The organism is Novosphingobium beihaiense (genome assembly GCF_022832375.1).
In the GTDB taxonomy this organism is placed as follows: domain Bacteria; phylum Pseudomonadota; class Alphaproteobacteria; order Sphingomonadales; family Sphingomonadaceae; genus Novosphingobium; species Novosphingobium beihaiensis.
This window is the reverse complement of the sequence record NZ_JALHLG010000005.1, coordinates 461,625-485,040: the sequence shown is the minus strand read 5'-3', so window position 1 is coordinate 485,040 and position 23,416 is coordinate 461,625. Positions and strand designations below refer to the sequence as shown.

The following is a 23,416-nucleotide window of genomic DNA, read 5'->3' as shown; positions in this document are numbered from 1 at the left end:
AAGGTTTGTTTAGGCGACCATCCCCAGCGGATTTTCGACGTATTCCTTGAACGCGGCCATCAGACGCGCGCCGTCGGCCCCGTCCACCGCGCGGTGGTCGAAGCTGCCGGTGGCGGTCATCACCGTGGCAACGCCCAGCGAGCCGTCGGGCATGACCCAGGGGCGCTTCTCGCCCGCGCCGATGGCGATGATCGTTGCCTGCGGCGGGTTGATCACGGCGGTGAAGTGCTTGATGCCCATCATGCCCATGTTGGAGATCGAGGCGGTGCCGCCCTGATACTCCAGCGGCTGCAGCTTGCCTTCCTTGGCGCGCTTGCCGAGATCCTTGGTCGCCTTGGCGATTTCGGAGAAGGACTTGCCGTTGGCATCCTGCACGATCGGGGTAATGAGACCGCCGGGGATCGAGACAGCGACCGAAACGTCAGCCCGCTCGTAGCGGATCAGTTCGGCACCGGCGAAGCTGACGTTGCACTCAGGCACGTCGATCAGCGCCTTGCCCAGCGCTTTCACCAGCATGTCGTTGACCGAGACTTTCACGCCCTGCTTTTCCAGCGCGGCATTGAGTTCGCCGCGCATCGCCATCAGCTTGTCGAGGCAGATATCGACCGTGAGGTAGATATGCGGCGCGTCCTGCATGGACTGGGTAAGGCGGCGTGCGATCGTCTTGCGCATGCCCGAAAGCTTTTCCACGCTGTGCGGGATACGGTCGTCCAGCAACGCGCGGGTTTCTGCGGCCATTTCCACGGTAGCGGGCTTGGCAGCGGGCGCAGCATCGTTTGCGGGTGCCGGAGCGGCGGCCTTGGGCTTGGCAGTGCCGGGCTGCGCCGCCTCGACATCGGCCTTGACGATACGGCCGCGCGGGCCCGAGCCGGTCAGGCTGTCGAGATCGACGCCCTTGGCGGCGGCAAGACGCTTGGCAAGCGGAGATGCGATCACGCGGTCCTCCTTCGAACGGTTGGTGGTTTGCGGCGCGGCCGGGGCGGCAGGCGCCGGAGCAGCGGGTTCAGCGGGTTTGGAGTCAGCCTTGGCAGGCTCTTCCTTGGGCGCTTCGGATGCGGCAGGCGCAGCCGCCACGGCGGAAGCGTCTTCGTCCTCACCGGCCAGAAGCGCGATGACCGTGCCGACCTTCACACCCTCGGTCCCTTCGGGCACTGTGATCTTGCCGATCGTGCCTTCGTCCACGGCTTCGAATTCCATGGTGGCCTTGTCCGTCTCGATCTCGGCCATGATGTCACCGGAACTGACGGTATCGCCTTCCTTCACCAGCCATTTGGCCAGTTTCCCTTCTTCCATCGTCGGGGAAAGCGCGGGCATCTTGATTTCGATAGGCATGGAAGCAGTATCGTCCCTTGTGATCCTGGGGAGGTTTTGGGCTGGTTTTCTCCTTGGACAAGTTGGGCTTCGCGCACAAGCGTCTAGCGGTTCCTTTTTTCGCACCGGTGATGGCTTGCGCTGCATCTGGAATAATCTGATAAGCCCCTCGGAGAGGAACAGCGATGCGTGTCTATCTGGTCATTGTCGACGAAACCGAGGAAGCGCTGATCGCGCTGCAGTTTGCTGCGCGCCGTGCTGCGAAAACGGACGGCGTGCTGCACCTGCTGGCGCTGGTTCCGCCGCAGGAGTTCAATGCTTTTGCCGGGGTGCAGGCCACGATCGAGGAGGAAGCCCGCGCCCGCGCCGAAACCATGGTGACGGCCGCGGCCGGAAACCTGCTTTCGCAAGGCGCGAAGATGCCGGTGATTTCGGTACGCGTGGGCGAGGATATCAAGGTCGTTCGCCAGTATCTGAAAGAGCATCCCGAAGTGTCCGCCCTCGTGCTCGGCGCGGCGAAGGAAGGCGGCCCCGGGCCGCTGGTGGCGCACTTCACCGGCGCGGGCATGGCGCATATGACCTGCCCGGTGTTCGTGGTGCCCGGCGGGCTCGATGCCGCCGCTATCGAAAAGCTGAGTTAATCGGACAGCAGGCGCCCTGCTTCCATCACCCTTCGACAAGCTCAGGGTGAGCGGTTCGTATCACCACCCTACACACTCCAGCACTTCCGCTCATGCTGAGCTTGTCGAAGCATGGAGCCAAACGCCTCCTACCGCTTGCCACGCCCCTGATGGCGGATATTGCCGGGCCGCCCGCGCTTGCCCACCATATGCTTGCCGCGTTTCTTGAGCGCCATCGGCCTGCCGCGCGGCTCGACGCGCCCGCCGCCTTCTTCCAGTTCGAACTTGAGCGCCCCGGTCAGCGGATTCGCTTCGGCAAGGCGCAGCCGCAGGATCTGGCCGACGGCATAGCTGGTGCCGCTATCCTCGCCGGAAAGCACTTGCGCTTTTTCGTCATAGGCGAAGCGTTCGTCCCCCAGCGTCGAAACCGGCACCAGCCCGTCACCGCCAAGGCCGATGATCGTGGCGAAAAAACCGAATTTCTGCACGCCGGTGATGCGGGTATCGAACACCTCGCCCACGCGTGAGGACAGCCATGCAGCAACGTAGCGGTCGATCGTTTCGCGCTCGGCCTCCATGGCGCGGCGCTCGGCCTGGCTGATGGCCTCGGTAACCTTGCCCAGATCGTCCCGGTCGCGGTCCGAAAGGCCGGAAGTCGCGGGGATATCGCTCTGCGGCTTGGGCTGCTCCAGGTGATAGGCATCCACCAGCGCGCGGTGCACCAGCAAGTCGGCATAGCGGCGGATCGGCGAGGTGAAGTGGGCGTAGGAGCCCAGCGCCAGACCGAAGTGCCCTTCGTTGCGCGGGCCGTAATAGGCCTGCGTCTGGCTGCGCAGCACGGCCTCCATGATCAGCGCCTTCTCGCTCTCGTCGGCAATGTCCTTGAGCATGCGGTTGAACAGGCCCGGCGTGATCACCTGCCCCAGCGCCAGCTTCTTGCCGAACGTTGCCAGATAGTCCTTGAGCGCGACCAGCTTTTCCCGGCTCGGCGTTTCGTGGACGCGGTAGACGACCGGCGCCACCTTGGCCTCCAGCGCCTTGGCCGCCGCGACGTTCGCCGCGATCATGAAATCCTCGACGACGCGGTGCGCATCGAGCCGTTCGCGAATGGCGATCTCCGCAATGCGGCCCTGATCGTCCAGCTTCACCCGGCGTTCGGGCAGTTCCAGTTCGAGCGGATCGCGCTGCTCGCGGGCATGGGCGAGAGCTTTCCAGCAGGCCCAGAGGTTCTGCAGGTTCTCCCCCGCCTCTCCGCTATCAATCCGCGCTTGCGCATCCTCATAAGCGATCACTTCGTGAATACGCACGGTGGCGCGGGTAAAGCGCCAGTCGCGGACCTTGCCGTGCGAATCGACGTGCAGATGGCAGGCCATGGCCGCCCGGTCCTCGCCCGAACGCAGCGAGCAGACATCGGCGGAAAGCACTTCGGGCAGCATCGGCACGACCCGGTCCGGAAAATAGACCGAATTGCCGCGCCGCCGCGCCTCGCGGTCGATGGCACCGCCCGGACGCACATAGAACGAAACGTCGGCAATCGCGATCAGGGCATGAAAGCCCCCTTCCCCGTCCGGCTCGGCCCAGATCGCATCGTCATGGTCGCGCGCGTCGCTCGGATCGATGGCGACGATCGGCAAGTGCCGCAGGTCTTCGCGCATGTCCGGGCTGAGCGGCAGCTTCGCCACGCGCTGCGCTTCCTCCAGCGTCTCTTCGCCAAAGACATTGGGAATGCCGTGCTTGTGGATCGCGATCAGGCTGAAGGCCTTGGGCGCCAGCGGCTCGCCCAGCACTTCGGTGACTTTCACCGAAGCGCGGGCCGAGCGGCCCACCGGTTCCGCCAGCACCAGTTCGCCCGCCTCGGCCCCGCCCAGATCGGAAATCGGCGAGGAATTGCGAATGCGCTTGTCGACCGGCGCCAGCCAGGGCTTGCCCGCCCCGTCGATCTCGACGACGCCGAGGAACTGCTCGGAGCGCAGCGTCAATTTCTTCATCGGGAAGGCGCGCCAGCCCGAGTGGCTCTCTTCGGTGCGCGAGAGCACCCGGTCGCCCTTCTTAAGCGCCGATCCCCGGCCCTTTTCGATCAGCCGGATGCGCGGCGGCGGCGTGGCGTCTTCGGGCTGCCAATTATCGGGTACGGCGATGGCCTCGCCTTCCTCGATATCGACAACGCGCAGCACCGTGACTTTCGGCAGTCCGCCCATCTTGTGGAAGGCCGTGCGCTTGCCGTCGATCAGGCCTTCCTCGGCCATGTCCTTGAGCAGCGCCTTGAGCTGGATCTTCTCCTGCCCCTTGAGGCCGAACTCACGCGCGATCTCGCGCTTGCCGGCGGGCACCGGCGAGTTCTGGATGAAGTCGAGGATCTGCTTGCGCGTCGGCAGGCCCGGCGCGGGCCGTTTTCTGGGAGCCATCGCGCAGCCATGGGGCCTCACACGCCCGAATGCAATGGCGCCTGCCTATCCGCGCACAGTCATGGCTGCGCGGCGAGCGGCCCGAACGCACCGCCGGGCACGGCCGCTGCCACCGGGCTTTCGCTGCCGTCCGCCGCAAGAGAGCTGACGCCGAGAATCCAGTCATCCCCGCGCAGCCCCTCAAGCCGGACGCTGGTCTGGCCGGTGCCAGTCACGATGGGCCCCGCTTCCCATTGCGCAGCATCGGTCGCGCGCCGCCACACGTTGTAGGCCGCTGCGCCCGGAACCGGCTGCCATGTCACGTCCGTCCATGTCTTCACCGCGGCATCGGCTACGGGCGCAGGCGGCATGGGCGCGCTGGCCAGCGCCGCCAGCGCGGCGACATTCAACCGCGTGACTTTGGCGAGATAAGGGAAATCCATCCCTGCCACCGTGTCGCCATAGGTCACGCCGTCCCGCGTGCGCAGGTCCTGATGCTGGCGATTATAGTCCTCCACCGCGACGGTGAAACGCACCGCCGGATAACCCATTTCAAGAAACGGCGTCTGGTCTCCGCCGCGCCCCATGCGATCGGCCCGCCAGATCTGACGAACGGCGAGCCCGGACTGCACATCGCCTGCCATTGTGGCGATATAGCGGGATATGTTGCGCCCCGGGCTGTCATTCTCACCGCCGAAACGCCGGGCGGCGGCGCGCGTCTTGTCCGTCGCATCGGCACGCGGGCCTTCGGAGAACACGCGGACATGGGTATCGTCGCAATAACCGTCCGATCCGCACGATCCGCCGACGATATCGTTGTTGAGCACGGCCTTGACCGTCCAGCCCTGCCGCGCGGCATAGTCGGCCAGCAGCTTGCCGCCGTAGAGCCCCTGCTCCTCGCCCGAAAGCACGGCATAGACGATCGTGGCGGGAAACTTGTGCCTGGACAGGACGCGCGCGGCCTCCAGCACCAGCGCAGTGCCGGAGCCATCGTCATTGGCGCCGGGCGCATCGCTCGCAGCGTCCATGACATCGGATACGCGGCTATCGATATGTCCCTGCACGATAACCACTTCGCCGGGCCGCTGAGTGCCCCGCTGGATCGCGACGACATCTACCAGACGCACAGGCGCGGGAATGCGCGTTCCGCTCACCATGGTTTCGGGCGTAACGATTTCAAGGCAATCGCCGCAGGCCCTGGAGCTTGCGCGAAACTGCGCCTCGGCCCAGCGCCGGGCAGCGCCGATGCCGCGGTGCGGATCGGTCTGCGAAGAAAGCGTGTGGCGGGTGCCGAACCCTACCAGAGTTTCAACCTCGGCCTGCAGCCGGGCCTGCGATACCTCTGCCTGTTCAGGCGTACCGGCGCCTGCAGGCGAGGCGGCTGCGAACAAGGCGCTCAGGCCTGCTGCAAAAATAGGTGCGGGTCTGATCATGGCGCGACTTTCGGCCGGGGATCTTGTCTTGGCAAGCGCGGCGTGCGGTATCAGAGGTGTTCGGGTTCGGGCCCGTAGCGGTTGTCGCCATCGCTGGAGGGCCAGACGCCGAACACGATCACGATGAGATAGGATGCCCAGCCTGCCAGATTGGGCAGCATGGTCTTGCCCTGCTGGGCCCGCGCCGCGGCCTGCATCGCGGCCGGATCGTCAAACTTCAACGATGACATGTAAGTGACGAGATCCCCGATCATGCCGATGCTCAGCACGATCGTGAGCAGTTGCAACACCACTGCCAGGCCCATGATCCATCCGCTCTTGCCCGAATCGTGGAGCCGCCGGGTGAACGATGCCGCCGTCATCGCCGTCATGACGGCGGACAATGTGACGGACATCCACATCGTCGTTCGCATCATTCCGGCCATCTTCAGGACGACCTGATGCTGTACGGCGGCTTCATTGGCCCCGTCGCGGGCGGACTGGACCGCATCGACCATCATCGCGCCGCCCATGAAGACCGTAAACCCGATGTAGAGCACGATCTGGATGATGACCAGAAACAGGATGTAGAACCAGAAGGTGGAGCGCGAATCCCGGCCGGAAAAGTTCGTCAGGTTCGACAGATTATGCCGGACAGCCTCGATCATCGCATTCCCCTTGCTGCGTTCGTGTCAGTAAGACCTTGCGATGTATATGCTTTCAACGGCGGGCTGTCCCGTGAAAATGCACGCACCGCTGACCGGCTCCGCCTTGAGCGGGGTATTGCGGATGGTGAGCTTGAGCGCCTTGAGCTTCTGGACGACGGCTTCAAGTTCATCACCCGTCGGGCGCGCCCAGCCGGCTTCCACCCATCCCGGATAGCGCTTGTCTTCCGAGAAGAAGGCTTCGACTTCGGCGAAGCTGGAAACGCGGGTGATCTGCGCATCGCGCCGGCTTTCCGCCTCTGCAAAGAGCGCGGACTGGATGTTCTCCAGCTCGGCTCCTGCCATGGCGACGAAGTGTTCCTTGGGCATGCCCACGAAGTTGGCCTTGGCGGCCTCGTTCCACAGCTTGTCACGGCGCAGCATGGAAACCTGACCGCCTGCCGCATCGCGTCCGCCGATCTCAAGGATCAGCGGCACGCCCTTCTTGACCCAGGCCCAGCGCTTCTGCGTGGCCTTGCCCGGGCGCTTATCAAGCTGCACGCGCACCGGCTCGCCCAGCGCGGACAGCGCGGAGAGATCCTTGCGCAGCGCTTCGCAGTACGCGAGCAGTTCGGCGTCCTCGGGCTTATCGCGCAGCATCGGCAGGATGACGATCTGGTGCGGCGCCACCGCAGGCGGCACGCGCAACCCGTCGTCGTCGCCATGCGTCATGATCATGCCGCCGACCATGCGGGTGGAAGTGCCCCACGAGGTGGTATGGCAATATTGCTGCGCGCCTTCCGCGTCCTGATACTGAATGCCTGCAGCATGTGCGAAACCAGTGCCGAGATAGTGCGAGGTGCCGGCCTGAAGCGCCTTGCCGTCCTGCATCATCGCTTCGATCGAATAGGTTGCGACAGCACCCGGGAAGCGTTCGTTCTCGGGCTTTTCGCCAGTGATCACCGGCATCGCCAGCTCAGTCTCGACAAAATCGCGGTACATTTCGAGCGCGCGCAGCGTCTCTTCCATCGCATCGTCGCGATTGGCGTGCGCGGTGTGGCCTTCCTGCCAGAGGAATTCGCTGGTGCGCAGGAACATGCGGGTGCGCATTTCCCAGCGCACGACATTGGCCCACTGGTTGGTGAGCAGCGGCAGATCGCGCCAGGACTGGATCCAGCGCGACATCGCCGCGCCAATCACTGTTTCCGATGTCGGACGCACGATCAGCGGCTCTTCCAGCTTCGCTTCGGGATCGGGCACGAGCCCGCCCTGCCCATCCGAAATCAGACGGTGGTGCGTGACGACCGCCATTTCCTTGGCAAAGCCTTCGACGTGCTCGGCTTCCTTGGCGAAGTAGGACAGCGGAATGAACAGCGGGAAGTAGCAGTTCTGGACACCGGCAGCCTTGATCCGGTCATCCATAAGGCGCTGGATGCGCTCCCAGATGCCCCAGCCCCACGGCTTGATGACCATGCAGCCGCGAACACCGGATTCCTCGGCCATTTCAGCCTCGGAAATGACTTCCTGATACCACTGGGCGAAATCGTCCTCGCGCTTGGTCGAGAGGGCGTGGCGAATGGCAGACACGGGTGCTTCTTCCTGACTTGGTGTTACGGCCGGAGGTTCATCCCCCGGCGCGCACCCGCTGGCCCTTATTTGCCCAGCGCGTCAAGCTTCTTCTGCATCGCGGCCATCTGTTCCTTGAGCGCGGAGAGGTCTCCGCCCTCTTCGGCAGGGGCCGCGGGTTTGTCCTCCGCCTTTTCGGCGCCGGGCATGAAGGCCGCCGATGCTGCGCGGAACATCGCCATGTTCTGCTCGGCCAGCTTGGCGAGCGGATTGTTGCCCAGACTATCCTCGAACGCCTTGGCCAGCTTGCTCTGGTTGGCGCGGAAATTTTCCATCGAGGCTTCGAGGTAGTGCGGGATCAGCGACTGCATCGAATTGCCGTACATGCCGATCAGCTCGCGCAGGAAATTCACGGGCAGCATCTGCTCCCCGTTGGTTTCCTCTTCCATGATGATCTGGGTCAGGATGGTATGCGTGATATCGGCACCGGACTTGGCGTCGAGGACCTTGTAGTCCACGCCTTCACGGGTCATCTTCGCAAGATGATCGAGCGTGATGTAGCTCGACGAGCGCGTGTTGTAGAGCCGCCGGTTGGCGTACTTCTTGATGATAACCGTGTTGTCGTCGTTCGACGCCTTGTCAGCCATTACCAATCCCCATTGTGCTTGTGCGGATACGTTACCATTCAGGGATGTCGCAATGCAACACAAATTGCTGCGCAGCAAAAGACGGAATTAACGCACTTTAACGGGCGAAACGCTGCCCGAGCACGGTCAGCAGTTCGTATTGGGTAAGCCCTGTCGCAGCGGAGGCTTCCGGCAGTGCATAGTCCGCCGTAACCCAATCCCCTTCACGCAAGCCAGGCGCGCTGCTGAGGTCGATGACCGTCATATCCATGCTCACCCGGCCCAGCACCGGCAGAACCTGCCCGCCGGCGAGGAACCGCCCCTTGCCGGACCAGCACCGCAGATACCCATCGGCATAGCCCAGCGCGATCGTGCCGGTACGCATCGCCGTCTTCGCGGTAAATGTGGCATTGTAGCCGACCGTCTCTCCGGCCGCGACATTTCGCACTTGCAAAATGGCCACTTGCGGGCGCACCACCTGCCGCAAGTCTCCGGCCATCTCCGCGCGCGGCACACCGCCATAAAGGGCAATCCCCGGACGGGTAAGGTCGCCGTGATAGCCACTGCCGAGCGCTATGCCCGCACTGTTGGCAAGGCTCGCCCGCTGGTGCAGCACAGCCCTGCGGGCCTCCTCCCAGCGATCGCGCTGGACGGCATTGAACGGGGTCTCCTCCTCTGCGGAAACCAAGTGCGAAAGCAGCACGTCCACATCCAGCGCGGCAACGCTTTCATCCCCCAGATCGGCCATCGGCAGGCCCAGACGGTTCATGCCGGTATCGACCATGAGGTGACACCGCCCGCCGCCCGCCGCAAGCCAGCGCCGTGCCTGCTCCAGCGAGTTGATGACCGGCGTGGCGCCGCTCGCCAAAGCAAAGGCCACATCGGCATCGGTCAGCGGGCCGTGCAGAACGGAAATCGATCCAGGCGCGGCTATGTCCAGCAAGGCATCGGCTTCGGACCAGTGGGCCACGAAGAAATCGTGGCATCCGGCGGCGTGAAGAACGGGCACGACCTGCCGGGCCCCGAGCCCGTATCCATCCGCCTTGACCGCGGCCCCGGCGCGCGCATCGCCGGAAAGCCGGTCAAGCGCCTGCCAGTTCGCACGCAGAGCATCAGGATCGAAGCCAAGCCTCAGAGCCGGGCGGGGTACGTCAAGAAGCATCGTCACCATAATCACGAGGCGGCCCGCCGCGCAGGCCCCAGATCGCCACTATCAGACCGAACGCCACCACGCCCCATGTGTACCACAGGCCTGCATAGGCATCGCCCGTCCGCGCATTGATGTAGCTGGCGATCAACGGAAGGAAGCCGCCCAGATAGCCCGCGCCGATATGATAGGGAATAGACATCGAGCTGTAGCGGATCGGCGCCGGGAACATTTCGGTGAGTTGCGCCGCCACGCCGCCGTATGTCAGCGCCGAAAGGCCGCCGAGCACCAGCAGGATACCGGCGATCCCCAGCAGCGCCGGAAGCGCCGGGCGCTGCACGCTGAAATCGAAACCGCGGGCGGCAAGCGCCGCCTCTATCCCGGCCTTGCGCGCCTTTGCGGCTTCCTGTTTGTGCGCAGCATCGCCAGCGAGCCATTCGGGAGCGATCGCCACGGCGTGGCCGCCCACGGTCAGCGAAAGTGCGTCCGCAGTCCTGACCGAATAGGGCACGCCGCTGGCCGTCAGCGTTTCCAGAAGCTTGCCGCAGTCGCTCGGCTTGCTGCCGGTGAGGTCCGCAAAGGGGTCAGTGCTGCACGCCCGGCCCGAAACCACCACCGGGTTGGCTCTGGCGCTGGCCTGCAGCCCGGGATTGGCAAGCGAGCCCAGCCCCCAGAACAGCGGAAACAGCAGCGCCAGCGCCAGGGCGGCGCCGATCACCAGCGGCCGCTTGCGCCCCACTTTGTCCGACCATGCGCCGACCATGACGTAAAAGCTCATGGAGACCAGTGCGGTCAGGCCGATGACCACTTCCACCACCGTGGCATCGACCCGCATCGGCCCCTTGAGGAACGACAGCGACGAAAAGAACGCCGTGTACCAGATCGTCGTCAGGATACCCGTCACCCCGAACAGCGCGACGAAGATCCGCTTCTTGTTGCCGGGATAGGTGAAGCTCTCGGCAAAGGGATTGCCCGAAATTTCGCCCTCTTCGCGCATGGCGAGGAAGACGGGGCTTTCGGAAAGCTTGAGGCGCATCCACAGCGAGATCGCCAGCAGCGCGAGCGACAGCAGGAACGGCACGCGCCAGCCCCAGTCCGCCAGCGTATCCTCCGAAAACGCCGCCTGGTTGAGCAGGACGACGATGATCGAGAGCACGAACCCGCCGACCACGCTGCTCTGGATGAAGCCGGTGAAATAGCCGCGCCTGCCGGGCGGCGAATGTTCCGACACATAGATCGCGGCGCCGCCATACTCCCCGCCCAGTGCAAGGCCTTGCAGGATGCGCAGCAGGATGACGATGAACGGCGCCCACAGCCCGATCGTTTCCGCCGACGGGGTGAGGCCGACACCGGCCGTCGAAATGCCCATCAGCGTCACCGTTACGAGGAAAGTGTACTTGCGGCCGAGCTTGTCGCCGAAATAGCCGAACAGGATAGCGCCCAGCGGCCGGAACCCGAAGCCGACCGCGAAACCGGCCCAGACCAGCAGGATCTGCAACGTCGGGCCAACCGAGGGAAAGAACGCCTTGCCAACAAAACTGGCGAGCGTGCCGTAGATAAAGAAATCGTACCACTCGAAGATTGTGCCGGCGGAGGATGCCGCAATCACCATCCGGATGTCGGATGCGCTGGGCTCTGGCCCGTGCGGATGCTGGTGCAGGTCTGCCATACGTTCTCCCCCGTTTCCTACCCCGGAGCTTGGGCTCTAGACGTCCACAGACCCGCTGGGAAGCACCTGCATCGCTGCGTTCCACGGCAGCATGACCGCACCGTGCCGTGCGGGATAGTCCCGCGCGGCGGCAATCGTGGAAAGGCCGGGCCAGTCCGGCATGTCCGCCTCTCCCGCGAGCCACGCGGCAATGGCCTTCCCCGCAGCGTGGATGGCGCCGCCGTCCCGGCCAGGCGCGCCCTGCACGAATATGGCGGCGGCGGCCTGCCCGATCGCGCAGGCCTGACTGCGCACGCCGATTTTCGAGACCGTGCCGTCAGCGGCGGTATCCAACCCCAGCACGATCGTGCTGCCGCAGCTCTTGGAGCGCGCCTCGCCCCGCAGCGGCAGATCGTCCGTCAGCGGCACACGCGCGAGTTCAACGGCAAGACCGAGCACTTCGGGCGTATAGAGGACCGTGGCGGACATGCCTCAGGCCTCCTTGTCTTGTGCCACCGCCTCACGGCGGCGTTCGGCGATAAGCTGCACCAGCGCTTCACTGCTGGCATTGATGAACGGATAAGTGCGCGACTTTGTGATCCAGTCCGGCCGCCCCTCGGGGCCCCAGATCGTGTCATATCCCAGCACCAGCACCGAAAAGCCCAGCACGATGATCACCACGCCCTTCACCGCGCCGAAGCCCAAACCCAGCACGCGGTCGATCGGCCCGAGCACCGAAGCCCGGCTTGCCTTGCCCGCCCATCCGGCCACCACTTTGACCGCCACGTAAGGCACCAGCAGCAGCAGGACGAAGGCGAGCACGCCTGCCCCCGATTCGGTGCCGATATGCTCCGTCAGCCAATAGGTCAGCGGCGTGTGCAGCATGCGGATGGCCAGGATCGCGAAGACCCAGGCGCCCAGCGCCAGAATCTCCTGCACGAACCCGCGCAGGAAGCCGGTAATAGCGCCCAGCCCGACGAAGAGCAGAACGGCGATGTCAAAGCCTGTCATAGGCATGCGAATTATGCGTCCGAAAGAATGCGGTCAACGAGGTTGGGCAGCATCGCAAGGCCGGTGAATTTCATGCCCTTCTCCGCGCCGGGGCCTCCCGCAGGGCCGAATCCCCGCTCGAAGCCCAGCTTTGCCGATTCGCGCTGTCGGATCGATGAATGCGCGACCGGACGGATTTCTCCGGCGAGCGAGACTTCTCCGAACCACACGGCATTGTTGGACAGCGGTTTGTCACCCAGAGCCGAAACCAGCGCAGCCGCGACCGCCAAATCCGCCGCCGGGTCTGAAAGACGGTATCCGCCCGCCACATTGAGATAGACTTCCGCGCTGGAAAAATTGAGGCCGCAGCGGGCTTCCAGCACGGCCAGCAGCATAGCCATGCGCCCGTTGTCCCAGCCCACGACGGCACGGCGCGGCGTCGCTCCGCTTTGCAACCGCACGATCAGCGCCTGTATCTCGACCAGAACCGGCCGCGTGCCTTCCATGGCGGGGAACACCGCGCTGCCCGCCATCGGTTCCTCACGGCCCGAAAGGAACAGCATCGAGGGATTGCCGACTTCGGCAAGGCCGTCGCCCTCCATGGCGAAAACGCCGATTTCGTCGACCGGGCCGAAACGGTTCTTGAGGCTGCGCAGGATGCGGTACTGGTGGCTGCGCTCGCCCTCGAAACTCATCACCACATCGACCATGTGCTCCAGCACGCGCGGGCCCGCGATCGTGCCGTCCTTGGTGACGTGGCCAACGAGGATCAGCGTGACGCCGTTTTCCTTGGCATAGCGGATCAGTTCGAACGCGCAGCCGCGCACCTGGCTGACCGTGCCCGGCGCCCCTTCGATCTGGTCCGAATGCATCGTCTGGATCGAATCGATGACCAGCATCGATGGCGGGTCCATCGTTCCCAGCGTCGTCAGGATATCGCGCACGGAGGTGGCCGCCGCCATCTGGATCGGCGCCTTGGACAGCCCGAGCCGCTCGGCGCGCAGCCGCACTTGCCCGGCCGCTTCCTCCCCGCTGACATAGACCGCAAGCCCGCCGTGATTGGCGATATGGGCAGAGACTTGCAGCAGCAAAGTGGACTTGCCGATGCCGGGATCGCCGCCCATCAGGATCGCCGAGCCGGGCACCAGCCCGCCGCCCAGCGCGCGGTCGAACTCTGCCAGCCCGCTGGCGCGGCGCCGGGGCATTTCGCCGGGCTGATCGAGCGGCGTGAACGCAATCGTCCGGCCGCCGGAAGACAGATCGTGCTTGGCGGAAAACACCGTTTTCGGCGCATCCTCCGCCAGCGTGTTCCATTCGCCGCAATCGGCGCATTGCCCTTGCCAGCGGGCAGCGACGCTGCCGCAGGCCTGGCAGACATATCGGCGTTTCGGTTTGGCCATGAAGGCGGCCTAATAGGAACGGAATGAGAACGCAATTGCTTTCGGCGCGCGCCTGCGCCAAGCATGGCGCCATGCGGCAGAAAGAACTGCGGATAGCACTGGTTTGCTACGGAGGCGTCAGCCTCGCCGTCTATATGCATGGCGTAACGAAAGAATTGTGGAAGGCCATGCAGGCCAGCCGCAGCTTATGGTCCGGCGATGCAGATCAGCCGGGCAGTGCCGGGGTCTATCTGCGATTGCTGCGCCGCCTGGAGCATGGCAGCAACTTGCGCCTGCGGGTGCTGACCGACATTGTCGCCGGGGCCTCGGCAGGCGGCATCAATTCCGTCTTTCTCGCTCAAGCCATCCATTCGGGGCGCTCGCTGGAGCCGCTTACCGATCTGTGGCTGGAATGTGCCGACGTGGACGTTTTGCTCGATCCCGAAGCCCGGCCCTGGTCACGCGCGGCGAAGTTCTGGGCCACGCCGCTGGTTTCCTATCTGCTGCACCGGCCGGGCAATGCCGTAAGCGCCAGCGTCGCACCGGAAACGCGCGAGGAAGTGCGCGAGAAACTCTCCCGCCTGATCCGCTCGCGCTGGTTCGAGCCGCCTTTCAGCGGCATTGGTTTTTCACGCCTGCTGTGCCGCGCGATGATGGCGATGGAAAGCACGCCTGCAGGACAGCCGCTGCTGCCCGAACGCCATCCGCTGGACCTGTTCGTGACTGCAACCGACTTCAAGGGCCGCCTTGAAACGCTGCACTTGCACTCGCCCGAACTGGTGCTGGAAAGCGAACACCGCCTGACCATCGACTTTCACGCCAAGACTCCGGCCGAAGGCGGCCAGACGCTGGCGCCGATCCCCGAACTCGTGCTGGCAGCACGGTCCACCGCCAGCTTCCCCGGCGCCTTCCCGCCGATGCAGATGGCGGAAATCGATCGCCTGATGCGCGAGAAGCACGGCGTGTGGCCGGAACGCGATGCGTTCCTTCACCGCGTCATGCCCGAACACATGCGGCGCGGCGAAATCGATTCCGTCTCGCTCATCGATGGATCGGTGCTGGTCAATGCGCCGTTCGCCGATGCCATGTCGGTGCTTCGTGACCGCCCCGCGGCGCGCGAGATCGACCGGCGCTTTGTCTATATCGATCCCACGCCCGATCCGGCCGGCCCCGGTGCCCGCAGCGACAACCGCGTTCCAGGTTTCTTCCCGGTCATCTTCGGCTCGCTGTCCTCCATCCCGCGCGAGCAGCCGATCCGCGACAACCTCGAAGCACTCGAACGCGATTCGCGGGAAAAGAGCGCGCTGCGCGATGTCGTCAGAGCGCTGCGACCGGAGATCGAGGAAGCGGTGGACAAGCTGTTCGGCCACACGCTGTTTCTGGACCGCCCTACTCCGAAGCGCCTTGCTAACTGGCGGATTCGGGCCCAGCAGGCTGCCTTCAACCAGGCGGGTTTTGCCTACCATGGCTATGCGCAGATCAAGTTCAGCGGAATTGTCGTCACGCTCGGCCGCCTGATCCTGGAGGCAGCGCCTGAACTCGGCCTGCCCAACGCCGCGCCGATCCGCGAACGTCTGTTCGCCCACCTCGAAGCGAGCGGCTTGGACCGCATGACCTCGCTGCGTGACACCAAATCGCCCGCGATGATCTCGTTTTTCCGCACGCACGATCTCGCCTTCCGCATCCGCCGCCTGCGCCTGCTCGCGCGGCGCGTAACGCAGGAATGGGAAGATGAGATCGATGTGACCGAGCAGGATCGCGACCATGCCCGCACCGCGATCTACAAGGCGCTGGCGCTCTATATCGAGCGCGAGCCGATGGACGCTCTGGGGCCGGAATTTCCGGAACTGGCCCGCGCGGTCTTCGAAGACCCGCAGGCCGTGCTCGATCATGTCGGGCGGCAGCACGGGCTGATGGAAACCGACAACCGGGTGGACGAACTGTTGGCAGATGCGCTCGCCGCCATGCCGCATGCCCTGCGCCGCCGGATGCTGCTCGCCTATCTGGGGTTCCCGTTTTACGACACGGTAACGCTGCCGCTGCTGCGGGGCGAAGGGCTGACCGAATTCGATCCGGTGCTGGTGGACCGCATCTCGCCCGAGGATTGCAACGCCATCCGCCGGGGCGGTTCGCGCGAGACCCTGCGCGGCACGGAATTCTACAATTTCGGGGCGTTTTTCAGCCGGGCCTACCGGGAAAACGATTACCTCTGGGGCCGCCTCCATGGCGCCGAGCGGGTCATCGATCTGATCGCCTCGACGCTGAGCGCTGAACATGCCCTGCCCCAACGGGACCTGCACCAGTTCCGGCGCGAAGCCTTTCTTGCGATCCTCGATGAAGAAAAGGGCAGGCTCCAGGCGGACCCTGGCCTGATCGAAGGGATCAGGCGCGAGGTCATGGCACTGTAGATTTGGGCCCTTAGCCTGCCCTTTTCATTATTCGGTCAGGTCGTTCCAGGCGTCCTTGATCCGGTCGAAGAAGCCCTTCGACTGCGGGCACTCCTCTCCGGTTTCGGTTTCCTGCAATTCGCACAGCAGTTCCTTCTGCCGGGCGGTAAGCTTGGTCGGCGTTTCCACGGTGATCTCGATGACGAGATCGCCGCGCCCCCGGCCCTGCAGCACCGGCATACCGGCGCCGCGCTTGCGAAGCTGCTTGCCCGACTGAATCCCGGCGGGAATATCGAGCGCGATCATCTCGCCGTCGATCCCCGGAATTTCGATCGAACCGCCCAGTGCGGCGGTCGTGAACGTGATCGGCACGCGTGTGATCAGCGTCGTCCCGTCGCGTTCGAACATTTTGTGCCGCTTGACGTGCAGGAAGATGTAGAGGTCGCCCGGCGGCGCACCGAACGGTCCCGCCTCGCCCTTGCCAGACAGGCGGATGCGCGTGCCGGAATCGACGCCCGGCGGAATATCCACCTCCAGCGTCTGCGGCATGTCGACACGGCCCTCGCCCCGGCAGGCGCGGCATGGTTTTTCGATCACTTCGCCCCGGCCATGGCAGGTCGGGCACGTGCGTTCGACCACGAAGAAGCCCTGCTGCGCGCGGACTTTGCCGTGGCCTGCGCACATCTGGCAGGTGCGCTTTCCGGTGCCCGGCTCGGCGCCCGAGCCCGAGCAGGGTTCGCAGGCCTGCGAGACTTCGATGGTGATCTCGGTCTGCTTGCCGCGGAACGCCTCGTCGAGGCTGACTTCCATGTCGTAACGCAGATCGGCACCTCGGCGCGCCTGCTGGCGTCCGCCGCCCGCACCGCCGCCGAAGGCGCTGCCGAAGATCGATTCGAAAATATCGCCGATATCGCCGAACTCGGCGCCCATCCCGCCGGGACCGCCGCCGCCCATGCCCTGCTGGAACGCGGCGTGGCCGTACTGGTCGTAAGCGGCCCGCTTCTGCGGGTCCTTGAGGACGTCATACGCCTCGTTGATCTGCTTGAAGCGCGCTTCGGAATCCGCACATCCCGGGTTCTTGTCCGGGTGATAACGCATGGCAAGCTTGCGGTAGGCCGACTTCAGCGTCTTGTCGTCGGCGTCGCGCGAAACTTCGAGCAGTTCGTAGTAGTCTATCTCAGTAGCTGACAAGGTGTATCCCCCGCAGATAACCTAACCGCCACCGGCGCGGCTTGCACCGGTGGCGGTCATGGTTTTCATCAGGACGTTCAGCCCTTGTTTTCGTCGACTTCCGAGAACTCGGCGTCGACCACGTCTTCGTCGCCAGCGGCCGCAGCCTCGGCGCCCGGCGCAGCGCCTTCGGCCTGCTCCTTCTCATAAATCGCCTGGCCCATCTTCATGGCCACTTCGGTCAGCGCCTGCGCCTTGGCCGTGATCTCGGCAGCATCGTCGCCTTCGAGCGCGGTCTTGGCAGCCGCGATGGCGGCCTCGACTTCACCCTTGAGCGAAGCGTCGATCTTGTCGCCGTTCTCGGCAAGCTGCTGCTCGGTCGCATGGACGAGGCTATCCGCGTTGTTGCGGGCCTCTGCGGCTTCGCGGCGCTTCTTGTCCTCTTCGGCAAACTGCTCGGCATCCTTGACCATCTGGTCGATATCGGTGTCGGACAGGCCGCCCGATGCCTGGATGCGGATCTGCTGTTCCTTGCCGGTGCCCTTGTCCTTGGCGGACACGTTGACGATGCCGTTGGCGTCGATGTCGAAGGTCACTTCGATCTGCGGCACGCCGCGGCGCGCGGGCGGGATGCCCACGAGGTCGAACTGGCCGAGGAGCTTGTTGTCCTGCGCCATTTCGCGCTCGCCCTGGAACACACGGATCGTCACCGCCTGCTGGTTGTCCTCGGCAGTCGAGTAGACCTGGCTCTTCTTGGTCGGGATCGTCGTGTTGCGGTCGATCATCTTGGTCATGATGCCGCCCAGCGTCTCGATACCCAGCGACAGCGGGGTCACGTCGAGCAGCAGCACGTCCTTGACGTCGCCCTGCAGCACGCCGGCCTGGATCGCAGCGCCCATGGCCACGACTTCGTCCGGGTTCACGCCGGTGTGCGGTTCCTTGCCGAAGAATTCCTTCACCGTCTCGCGGACCTTGGGCATGCGGGTCATACCACCCACGAGCACCACTTCATCGACTTCCGCAGCGGTCACGCCGGCATCGGCGAGCGCCTTCTTGCAGGGCTCGATCGTGCGCTTGATGAGGTCGGAAACCATCTTCTCCAGATCGGCGCGGGTAACCGTCTCGACGAGGTGAAGCGGGGTCGTCGCGCCGCCTTCCATGCGCGCGGTGATGAAGGGCAGGTTGACTTCGGTCGAAGCCGTGCTCGACAGCTCGATCTTCGCCTTTTCGGCCGCTTCCTTCAGGCGCTGCAGAGCGAGCTTGTCGGTCCGCAGGTCCATGTTTTCCTTGGCCTTGAACTTGTCGGCCAGCCATTCGACCAGCTTGGTGTCGAAGTCTTCACCGCCCAGGAACGTGTCGCCGTTGGTGGACTTCACCTCGAACACACCGTCGCCGATCTCAAGGATCGAGACGTCGAAAGTGCCGCCGCCAAGGTCGTAGACCGCGATGGTCTTGCCGTCCTGCTTCTCAAGGCCATAGGCCAGCGCGGCCGCGGTCGGCTCGTTGATGATGCGCAGCACTTCAAGGCCCGCGATCTGGCCGGCATCCTTGGTCGCCTGGCGCTGCGCGTCGTTGAAGTAGGCGGGAACGGTGATCACCGCCTGCGTCACGGTTTCGCCCAGATAGCTCTCGGCGGTTTCCTTCATCTTCTGCAGGATGAAAGCCGAGATCTGCGACGGGCTGTAGTCCTCGCCGCCCGCATTGACCCAGGCATCGCCGTTCTTGCCCTTCACGATGGTGTAGGGGACGAGTTCGGTATCCTTCTTGGTCACCGGATCGTCGAAACGGCGGCCGATAAGGCGCTTCACCGCGAAGATCGTGTTGTCGCCGTTGGTCACGGCCTGGCGCTTCGCGGGCTGCCCGATCAGACGCTCACCGTCCTTGGTGAAGGCCACGATCGAGGGCGTCGTGCGCGCGCCTTCGGAGTTTTCAATTACCTTGGGCTTGCCGCCGTCCATCACGGAGACACAGCTGTTGGTGGTGCCAAGGTCGATACCGATTACTTTTGCCATTTACCCCATTCCTCACGTCAGTGGTTGACACCGCGCGGATCACCTCCCTCGAAAGGCAAAGCGGCTTGCGCGGCTCGATGACGTTCCAAGTCGTCGCAGCGCGATATAGGAGCGGTTTCGCTTGGAACAAGAGCGCCATGGTGGCATTACCCCTGCGAAATTCATCAAGGCATGAAACAGAGGCATTTCCCCCGTGAAACCGTTCCGCACATTCGCTTTTCTCTGCACCGCCGCGGCCTTCGCAACGCTAGCCGGGTGCCAGCAGGCCAGCGCGCCCGCGCCTGAGGAAACCGCAGCCGTATCCAGCGCCGCATCCACTGGGCCGAATGCAAAACCGGGCATCACGGCAAGCGAAGGGCGTCTTGTTCTGCCAGTGGTGGCCGGCCGTCCTGCCGCCGTCTATTTCTCGATCCATAACAACGGGCCTGACACCGCCACGCTTGCAGGCGTCCATGTTGCGGGTGCTGCCAAGGCGGAAATGCACAAGACCGAAGGCGGCAAGATGAGCCCGGTAGAAACGGTGGAGATCACTCCCGGCGCAACGATCCAGTTCGCCCCTGGCGGATATCATGTGATGGCCTTCGATCTTTCCGGCGGCCTGAAGGCAGGCGAAACCACCGAACTAACACTGACGTTCTCGGACAGGGACAAGACGCCCTTGCCGCTTCATATCGAAAAGATGGGCGGCGGCATGGAAGGCATGGCCCACTGAGGCCTTCCGCCATCCAGCACACCTGCCCGCCCGGCGCCGGACGATCGCTGACCACCGGCGAAATAGAGCTGGTTCAGTCCGTCTTCGGCGCCGCGATAGACTGCGCCCCGGTGCAGGTGCGACGGCGGCGCTGGTTCCCGTTTCAGCCCGCAAGCACAGTCATGGCGCCTTGCGGCCATCTGCACTTTCATCCGCGCGCGGAATACTATTGCGACGATTTTTCGCAAAGCGCGCCCGGGCTGCAGGGATTGTTCATCCATGAAATGACGCATGTCTGGCAAACCCAGACGAAGGGGCGCTGGTACCTGCCCCTGATGCGCCATCCCTTCTGCCGCTACGACTACACGCTGCAGCCGGGCTGGAAACTCGAACGCTATGGCATCGAGCAACAGGCCGAAATCGTAAGCCACGTCTTTCTGCTATCGCGCGGCTTTCTGGTTCGCGGAGCGCAGCCGCTGGAACGCTATCGCGGCGTATTACCGTTCGCTTCCGCCTGAGCGGGCTGCACGCCCCGAGACGAGATCAGCAATCGCGGTCCCAATAGCGGTTGCCGTGACGGTCGTAACGGTAGCAGCCGTCCTTGTCTTTCTTCTTCACCTGGGAACCGGCAACGGCCCCGGCGGCAGCTCCAATGGCTGCCCCCGTACCGGCATCGCCGCCCGTCGCAGCGCCAACGCCTGCGCCTAGCGCGCCCCCGGCAAGGGCGCCTTCGCCCGCATAGTTGCTGGTGCACGCCGCCATGGTGAATGCCCCGGCGGCAAGAATGGGCAGGATCAGTCTTCGCATGGTCAATCTCCGGGAAGTTCGAGGGTATGCCGAACCAACCGTGTGACCTTGCGTGTGGTTCCCCTGCCTGCTTCGGCCGGACGCAGATGCCGCTCGCCTGAACGCGCCATGCGGCCCGTAGGTGCTGAAATGAAGGGAGAGGGACAGGCCTTCGCCGCATGTTACGGCGGACCTGTCCCGATAGGTTCAGTCTGCTTTTTTTGCCACGGCCACCATGGCGGGGCGCAGAAGCCGGTCCTTGATCATGTATCCGGCCTGCAGTTCCTGCACGACCGTGCCCGGCTCGGCATCGGCCGAGGGCACTTCCAGCATTGCCTGATGCTGGTTGGGATCGAGCGGCAGGCCCATCGCGGCGATCCGGCTGATGCCGTGGGTGGAAAAGACCTTGTCGATCTCGCGCGAGGTCGCCTCGATCCCGGCCACCAGGCCTTTCATCTTCTCGTCGTCACGCATTTCTTCCGGGATGGCCGTCAAAGCGCGGGAGAGATTGTCCGCCACCGAAAGGATATCGCGTGCAAAGCCCGTCGCGGCATAGGCCCGCGTATCGGCTATGTCCTTTTCCAGGCGGCGGCGCACGTTCTGTGTTTCCGCCCGCGCATAAAGCACATCCTGCTTCGCGACTTCGAGTTCCTCACGCAGCTTGGCGAGTTCGTCGTTTTCGCCCTCGTTGTCGAGCATATCCTCAGGCACACCCTTGAGTTCTTCGGCCACGGCCGCGTCTTCTGGCGACTGGGTCTTGTCTTCGTTCATTTTATTCAGGTTCCAGCTATCCGATAAGCTTGCCCAGGCTCTGGGCGGTAAAATCCACCATGGGGACGACCCGTGCATAATTCAACCGCGTCGGGCCGATAACCCCCACCACACCGACCACGCGCCCTTCACGATCCCGGTACGGCGATGCGATCACCGAGGAACCGGACAGCGCGAAAAGCCGGTTTTCCGAACCGATAAAAATGCGCGTGGACTTCGCCTCGCGCGCGACATCGAGCAGATCGGCCACAGATTGCTTGTTTTCCAGATCGTCGAGCAGCGAGCGCACGCGCTCCAGATCCGAAATGGCGCTGTCGTCCAGCAGATTGGCCTGCCCGCGCACGATCAGCACCGGGCGCTGCATCGCGTCCTCGCTCCACACGGCAAGGCCGCGCTCGACAAGATCGCGGCTCGCCGCATCGAGCGCCGACTGGCCCGAGGTGATTTCCGCCCGCATCGCCCGCGCCGCTTCTCCCAGCGTCCGGCCGCTCAGGCGGGCGGAGATATAGTTGGACGCTTCCTCCAGCGCGCCGGGCGGCAGACTGGGCGGCAAATCCAGCACACGGTTCTCCACGGCGCCATCCTCGCCCACCAGCACGGCCAGCGCCCGCCCGGGCGACAAGGGCACAAGCTGCAGGTTCATCAGCCGCGGCTCCCGCTTGGGCACCATGACGACGCCCGCACCGGATGAAAGATTGGAGAGGAGTGCGCTGGTCGCCTCCAGCGCGGCCTCGATCGGCCCGGGTGCGGCGATCCGGCTTTCAATGACGGCGCGCTCTTCCGCCGTCGGCTCCGCCACCTGCATGATGCCGTCCACGAACAGCCTCAGCCCCGCCTCGGTCGGCAGGCGCCCGGCGCTGGTATGCGGCGCGGCGAGCAGGCCCAGCCCTTCCAGATCGGCCAGCACCGAGCGGATCGAGGCGGAGGAGAGGTTCACACTCCCCTGCCCGGCCAGCGCCTTCGAGCCGACCGGCGTGCCGGTAGACAAATACCCCTCCACCACGAGACGGAAGATCTCGCGCGCACGGGTGGTCAGTTCGGTGATGGGCGGTGTGGGCATTTCACCTTCAATTTAGGCAATGGGCTTGCAGCCTCAAGCCTTATGCGCGAAGGGGCGGCGCATAATCCACGATAAGGACATTCCAATGCGCCCTTCCGGCCGTGCCCCAGACGAAATGCGTGCCATCGAAATCCAGACCGGCTTCACCAAGCATGCCGAAGGTTCGGTGCTGATCTCCTTCGGCGACACCCGTGTGCTGGTGACCGCCAGTGTCGAGGAGAAAGTGCCCTCGTTCCTGCGCGGCAAGGGCGAAGGCTGGGTGACGGCGGAATATTCGATGCTGCCCCGCGCCACCCACACGCGCGGCTCGCGGGAGGCCGCCAAGGGCAAGCAGTCCGGCCGCACGCAGGAAATCCAGCGCCTGATCGGCCGCTCGCTGCGCGCTGTCGTGGACATGAAGAAGCTGGGCGAGCGCCAGATCGTGCTCGACTGCGACGTGATCCAGGCCGACGGCGGCACCCGCACCGCTTCGATCTCCGGCGCCTGGGTGGCGCTGCGCATGGCGGTCGACAAGCTGATGGCCTCCGGCAAGATCACCGAAGATCCGATCGAGGCGCGCGTCGCTGCGATTTCCTGCGGCATCTATGATGGCACGCCCGTGCTTGACCTCGATTATATCGAGGACAGCTCGGCCGATGCCGATGCCAACTTCGTCCTGATCGAGGGCGGCAAGATCGCCGAAGCGCAGGCCACTGCCGAAGGCGCGACTTATGACGAGGAAGGCCTGCTGCGCCTGCTGCGCCTTGCCCGCATCGGCTGCGACCGCATCTATGCGGCACAGGCCGAAGCCGTCGGCCGCTGACCAGAAATCA

The 23,416-nt window shown here is 64.5% G+C and carries 21 protein-coding genes; 5 read left to right on the top strand and 16 right to left on the bottom strand.

Going from position 1 to position 23,416, the window contains the following annotated elements:
- Nucleotides 1–9: 9 nt before the first annotated feature.
- Entirely contained in the window at nucleotides 10–1,332 is a 1,323-nt protein-coding gene (locus MTR66_RS05920; RefSeq protein ID WP_243918708.1) for a pyruvate dehydrogenase complex dihydrolipoamide acetyltransferase, read from the bottom strand.
- A 164-nt stretch (nucleotides 1,333–1,496) separates the two neighbouring features.
- Here MTR66_RS05920 and MTR66_RS05915 point away from each other — a divergent pair, with 164 nt between their 5' ends.
- Entirely contained in the window at nucleotides 1,497–1,952 is a 456-nt protein-coding gene (locus MTR66_RS05915; RefSeq protein ID WP_243918706.1) for a universal stress protein, read from the top strand.
- Nucleotides 1,953–2,080: 128 nt separating this feature from the next.
- Here the strand turns inward: MTR66_RS05915 and MTR66_RS05910 are convergent, their stop codons facing one another.
- The 10 genes from MTR66_RS05910 to radA all read right to left on the bottom strand — a co-directional run bounded on the left by MTR66_RS05910 (nucleotide 2,081) and on the right by radA (nucleotide 13,748).
- A complete protein-coding gene (locus tag MTR66_RS05910; RefSeq protein WP_243918704.1) occupies nucleotides 2,081–4,336 on the bottom strand; it encodes a ribonuclease R family protein in 2,256 nt (751 codons plus the stop codon).
- Between the two features lie 59 nt (nucleotides 4,337–4,395).
- Nucleotides 4,396–5,748: a M28 family peptidase gene (locus MTR66_RS05905; protein ID WP_243918702.1), complete on the bottom strand. Its 1,353-nt coding sequence runs from the start codon at nucleotides 5,746–5,748 to the stop codon at nucleotides 4,396–4,398.
- A gap of 50 nt (nucleotides 5,749–5,798) precedes the next feature.
- Nucleotides 5,799–6,395 (bottom strand): DUF805 domain-containing protein, encoded by a 597-nt coding sequence (locus tag MTR66_RS05900; protein ID WP_243918700.1) that lies wholly within the window; start codon nucleotides 6,393–6,395, stop codon nucleotides 5,799–5,801.
- 24 nt (nucleotides 6,396–6,419) lie between these two features.
- Nucleotides 6,420–7,958: a proline--tRNA ligase gene (gene proS, locus MTR66_RS05895; protein WP_243918697.1), complete on the bottom strand. Its 1,539-nt coding sequence runs from the start codon at nucleotides 7,956–7,958 to the stop codon at nucleotides 6,420–6,422.
- Nucleotides 7,959–8,023: 65 nt separating this feature from the next.
- Nucleotides 8,024–8,584 carry a polyhydroxyalkanoate synthesis repressor PhaR gene (gene phaR / locus MTR66_RS05890; protein ID WP_243918695.1) on the bottom strand — a complete coding sequence of 187 codons (561 nt, stop codon included), beginning with the start codon at nucleotides 8,582–8,584 and terminating at the stop codon, nucleotides 8,024–8,026.
- 97 nt (nucleotides 8,585–8,681) lie between these two features.
- Nucleotides 8,682–9,725, bottom strand: coding sequence for an alanine racemase (gene alr / locus MTR66_RS05885; RefSeq protein WP_243918693.1), 1,044 nt, complete (start codon nucleotides 9,723–9,725; stop codon nucleotides 8,682–8,684).
- Entirely contained in the window at nucleotides 9,715–11,379 is a 1,665-nt protein-coding gene (locus tag MTR66_RS05880) for an MFS transporter (protein WP_243918690.1), read from the bottom strand. The genes alr and MTR66_RS05880 overlap by 11 nt, the downstream gene beginning before the upstream one ends.
- 36 nt (nucleotides 11,380–11,415) lie before the next feature.
- Nucleotides 11,416–11,847: an iron-sulfur cluster assembly scaffold protein gene (locus MTR66_RS05875; RefSeq protein ID WP_243918688.1), complete on the bottom strand. Its 432-nt coding sequence runs from the start codon at nucleotides 11,845–11,847 to the stop codon at nucleotides 11,416–11,418.
- A 3-nt stretch (nucleotides 11,848–11,850) separates the two neighbouring features.
- A complete protein-coding gene (locus tag MTR66_RS05870) occupies nucleotides 11,851–12,369 on the bottom strand; it encodes a CvpA family protein (protein WP_243918686.1) in 519 nt (172 codons plus the stop codon).
- A gap of 11 nt (nucleotides 12,370–12,380) precedes the next feature.
- On the bottom strand, nucleotides 12,381–13,748 hold the full coding sequence (radA, locus tag MTR66_RS05865) for a DNA repair protein RadA (RefSeq protein WP_243918684.1): 1,368 nt from the start codon (nucleotides 13,746–13,748) through the stop codon (nucleotides 12,381–12,383).
- 71 nt (nucleotides 13,749–13,819) lie between these two features.
- On the opposite strand from radA, the gene MTR66_RS05860 reads away from it, so the two are divergent.
- A complete protein-coding gene (locus MTR66_RS05860; RefSeq protein ID WP_243918990.1) occupies nucleotides 13,820–16,135 on the top strand; it encodes a patatin-like protein in 2,316 nt (771 codons plus the stop codon).
- 27 nt (nucleotides 16,136–16,162) lie between these two features.
- Here MTR66_RS05860 and dnaJ read toward each other — a convergent pair whose 3' ends face one another.
- Nucleotides 16,163–17,305 (bottom strand): molecular chaperone DnaJ, encoded by a 1,143-nt coding sequence (dnaJ, locus tag MTR66_RS05855; protein WP_243918682.1) that lies wholly within the window; start codon nucleotides 17,303–17,305, stop codon nucleotides 16,163–16,165.
- Between the two features lie 77 nt (nucleotides 17,306–17,382).
- Nucleotides 17,383–19,296: a molecular chaperone DnaK gene (gene dnaK, locus MTR66_RS05850; RefSeq protein WP_243918681.1), complete on the bottom strand. Its 1,914-nt coding sequence runs from the start codon at nucleotides 19,294–19,296 to the stop codon at nucleotides 17,383–17,385.
- 193 nt (nucleotides 19,297–19,489) lie between these two features.
- Between dnaK and MTR66_RS05845 the strand changes: the two genes are divergently transcribed.
- Both MTR66_RS05845 and MTR66_RS05840 read left to right on the top strand, forming a co-directional pair.
- Nucleotides 19,490–20,008, top strand: coding sequence for a copper chaperone PCu(A)C (locus MTR66_RS05845; RefSeq protein ID WP_243918680.1), 519 nt, complete (start codon nucleotides 19,490–19,492; stop codon nucleotides 20,006–20,008).
- 161 nt (nucleotides 20,009–20,169) lie between these two features.
- Entirely contained in the window at nucleotides 20,170–20,505 is a 336-nt protein-coding gene (locus tag MTR66_RS05840; protein ID WP_407673024.1) for a hypothetical protein, read from the top strand.
- Nucleotides 20,506–20,530: 25 nt separating this feature from the next.
- Here MTR66_RS05840 and MTR66_RS05835 read toward each other — a convergent pair whose 3' ends face one another.
- The 3 genes from MTR66_RS05835 to hrcA all read right to left on the bottom strand — a co-directional run bounded on the left by MTR66_RS05835 (nucleotide 20,531) and on the right by hrcA (nucleotide 22,604).
- A complete protein-coding gene (locus MTR66_RS05835) occupies nucleotides 20,531–20,794 on the bottom strand; it encodes a glycine zipper domain-containing protein (RefSeq protein WP_243918679.1) in 264 nt (87 codons plus the stop codon).
- Nucleotides 20,795–20,980: 186 nt separating this feature from the next.
- Nucleotides 20,981–21,544 carry a nucleotide exchange factor GrpE gene (gene grpE, locus MTR66_RS05830; RefSeq protein ID WP_243918678.1) on the bottom strand — a complete coding sequence of 188 codons (564 nt, stop codon included), beginning with the start codon at nucleotides 21,542–21,544 and terminating at the stop codon, nucleotides 20,981–20,983.
- A 16-nt stretch (nucleotides 21,545–21,560) separates the two neighbouring features.
- Nucleotides 21,561–22,604: a heat-inducible transcriptional repressor HrcA gene (hrcA, locus tag MTR66_RS05825; RefSeq protein WP_243918677.1), complete on the bottom strand. Its 1,044-nt coding sequence runs from the start codon at nucleotides 22,602–22,604 to the stop codon at nucleotides 21,561–21,563.
- Nucleotides 22,605–22,689: 85 nt separating this feature from the next.
- Here hrcA and rph point away from each other — a divergent pair, with 85 nt between their 5' ends.
- Nucleotides 22,690–23,406 carry a ribonuclease PH gene (rph, locus tag MTR66_RS05820; protein WP_243918676.1) on the top strand — a complete coding sequence of 239 codons (717 nt, stop codon included), beginning with the start codon at nucleotides 22,690–22,692 and terminating at the stop codon, nucleotides 23,404–23,406.
- Nucleotides 23,407–23,416 lie beyond the last annotated feature (10 nt).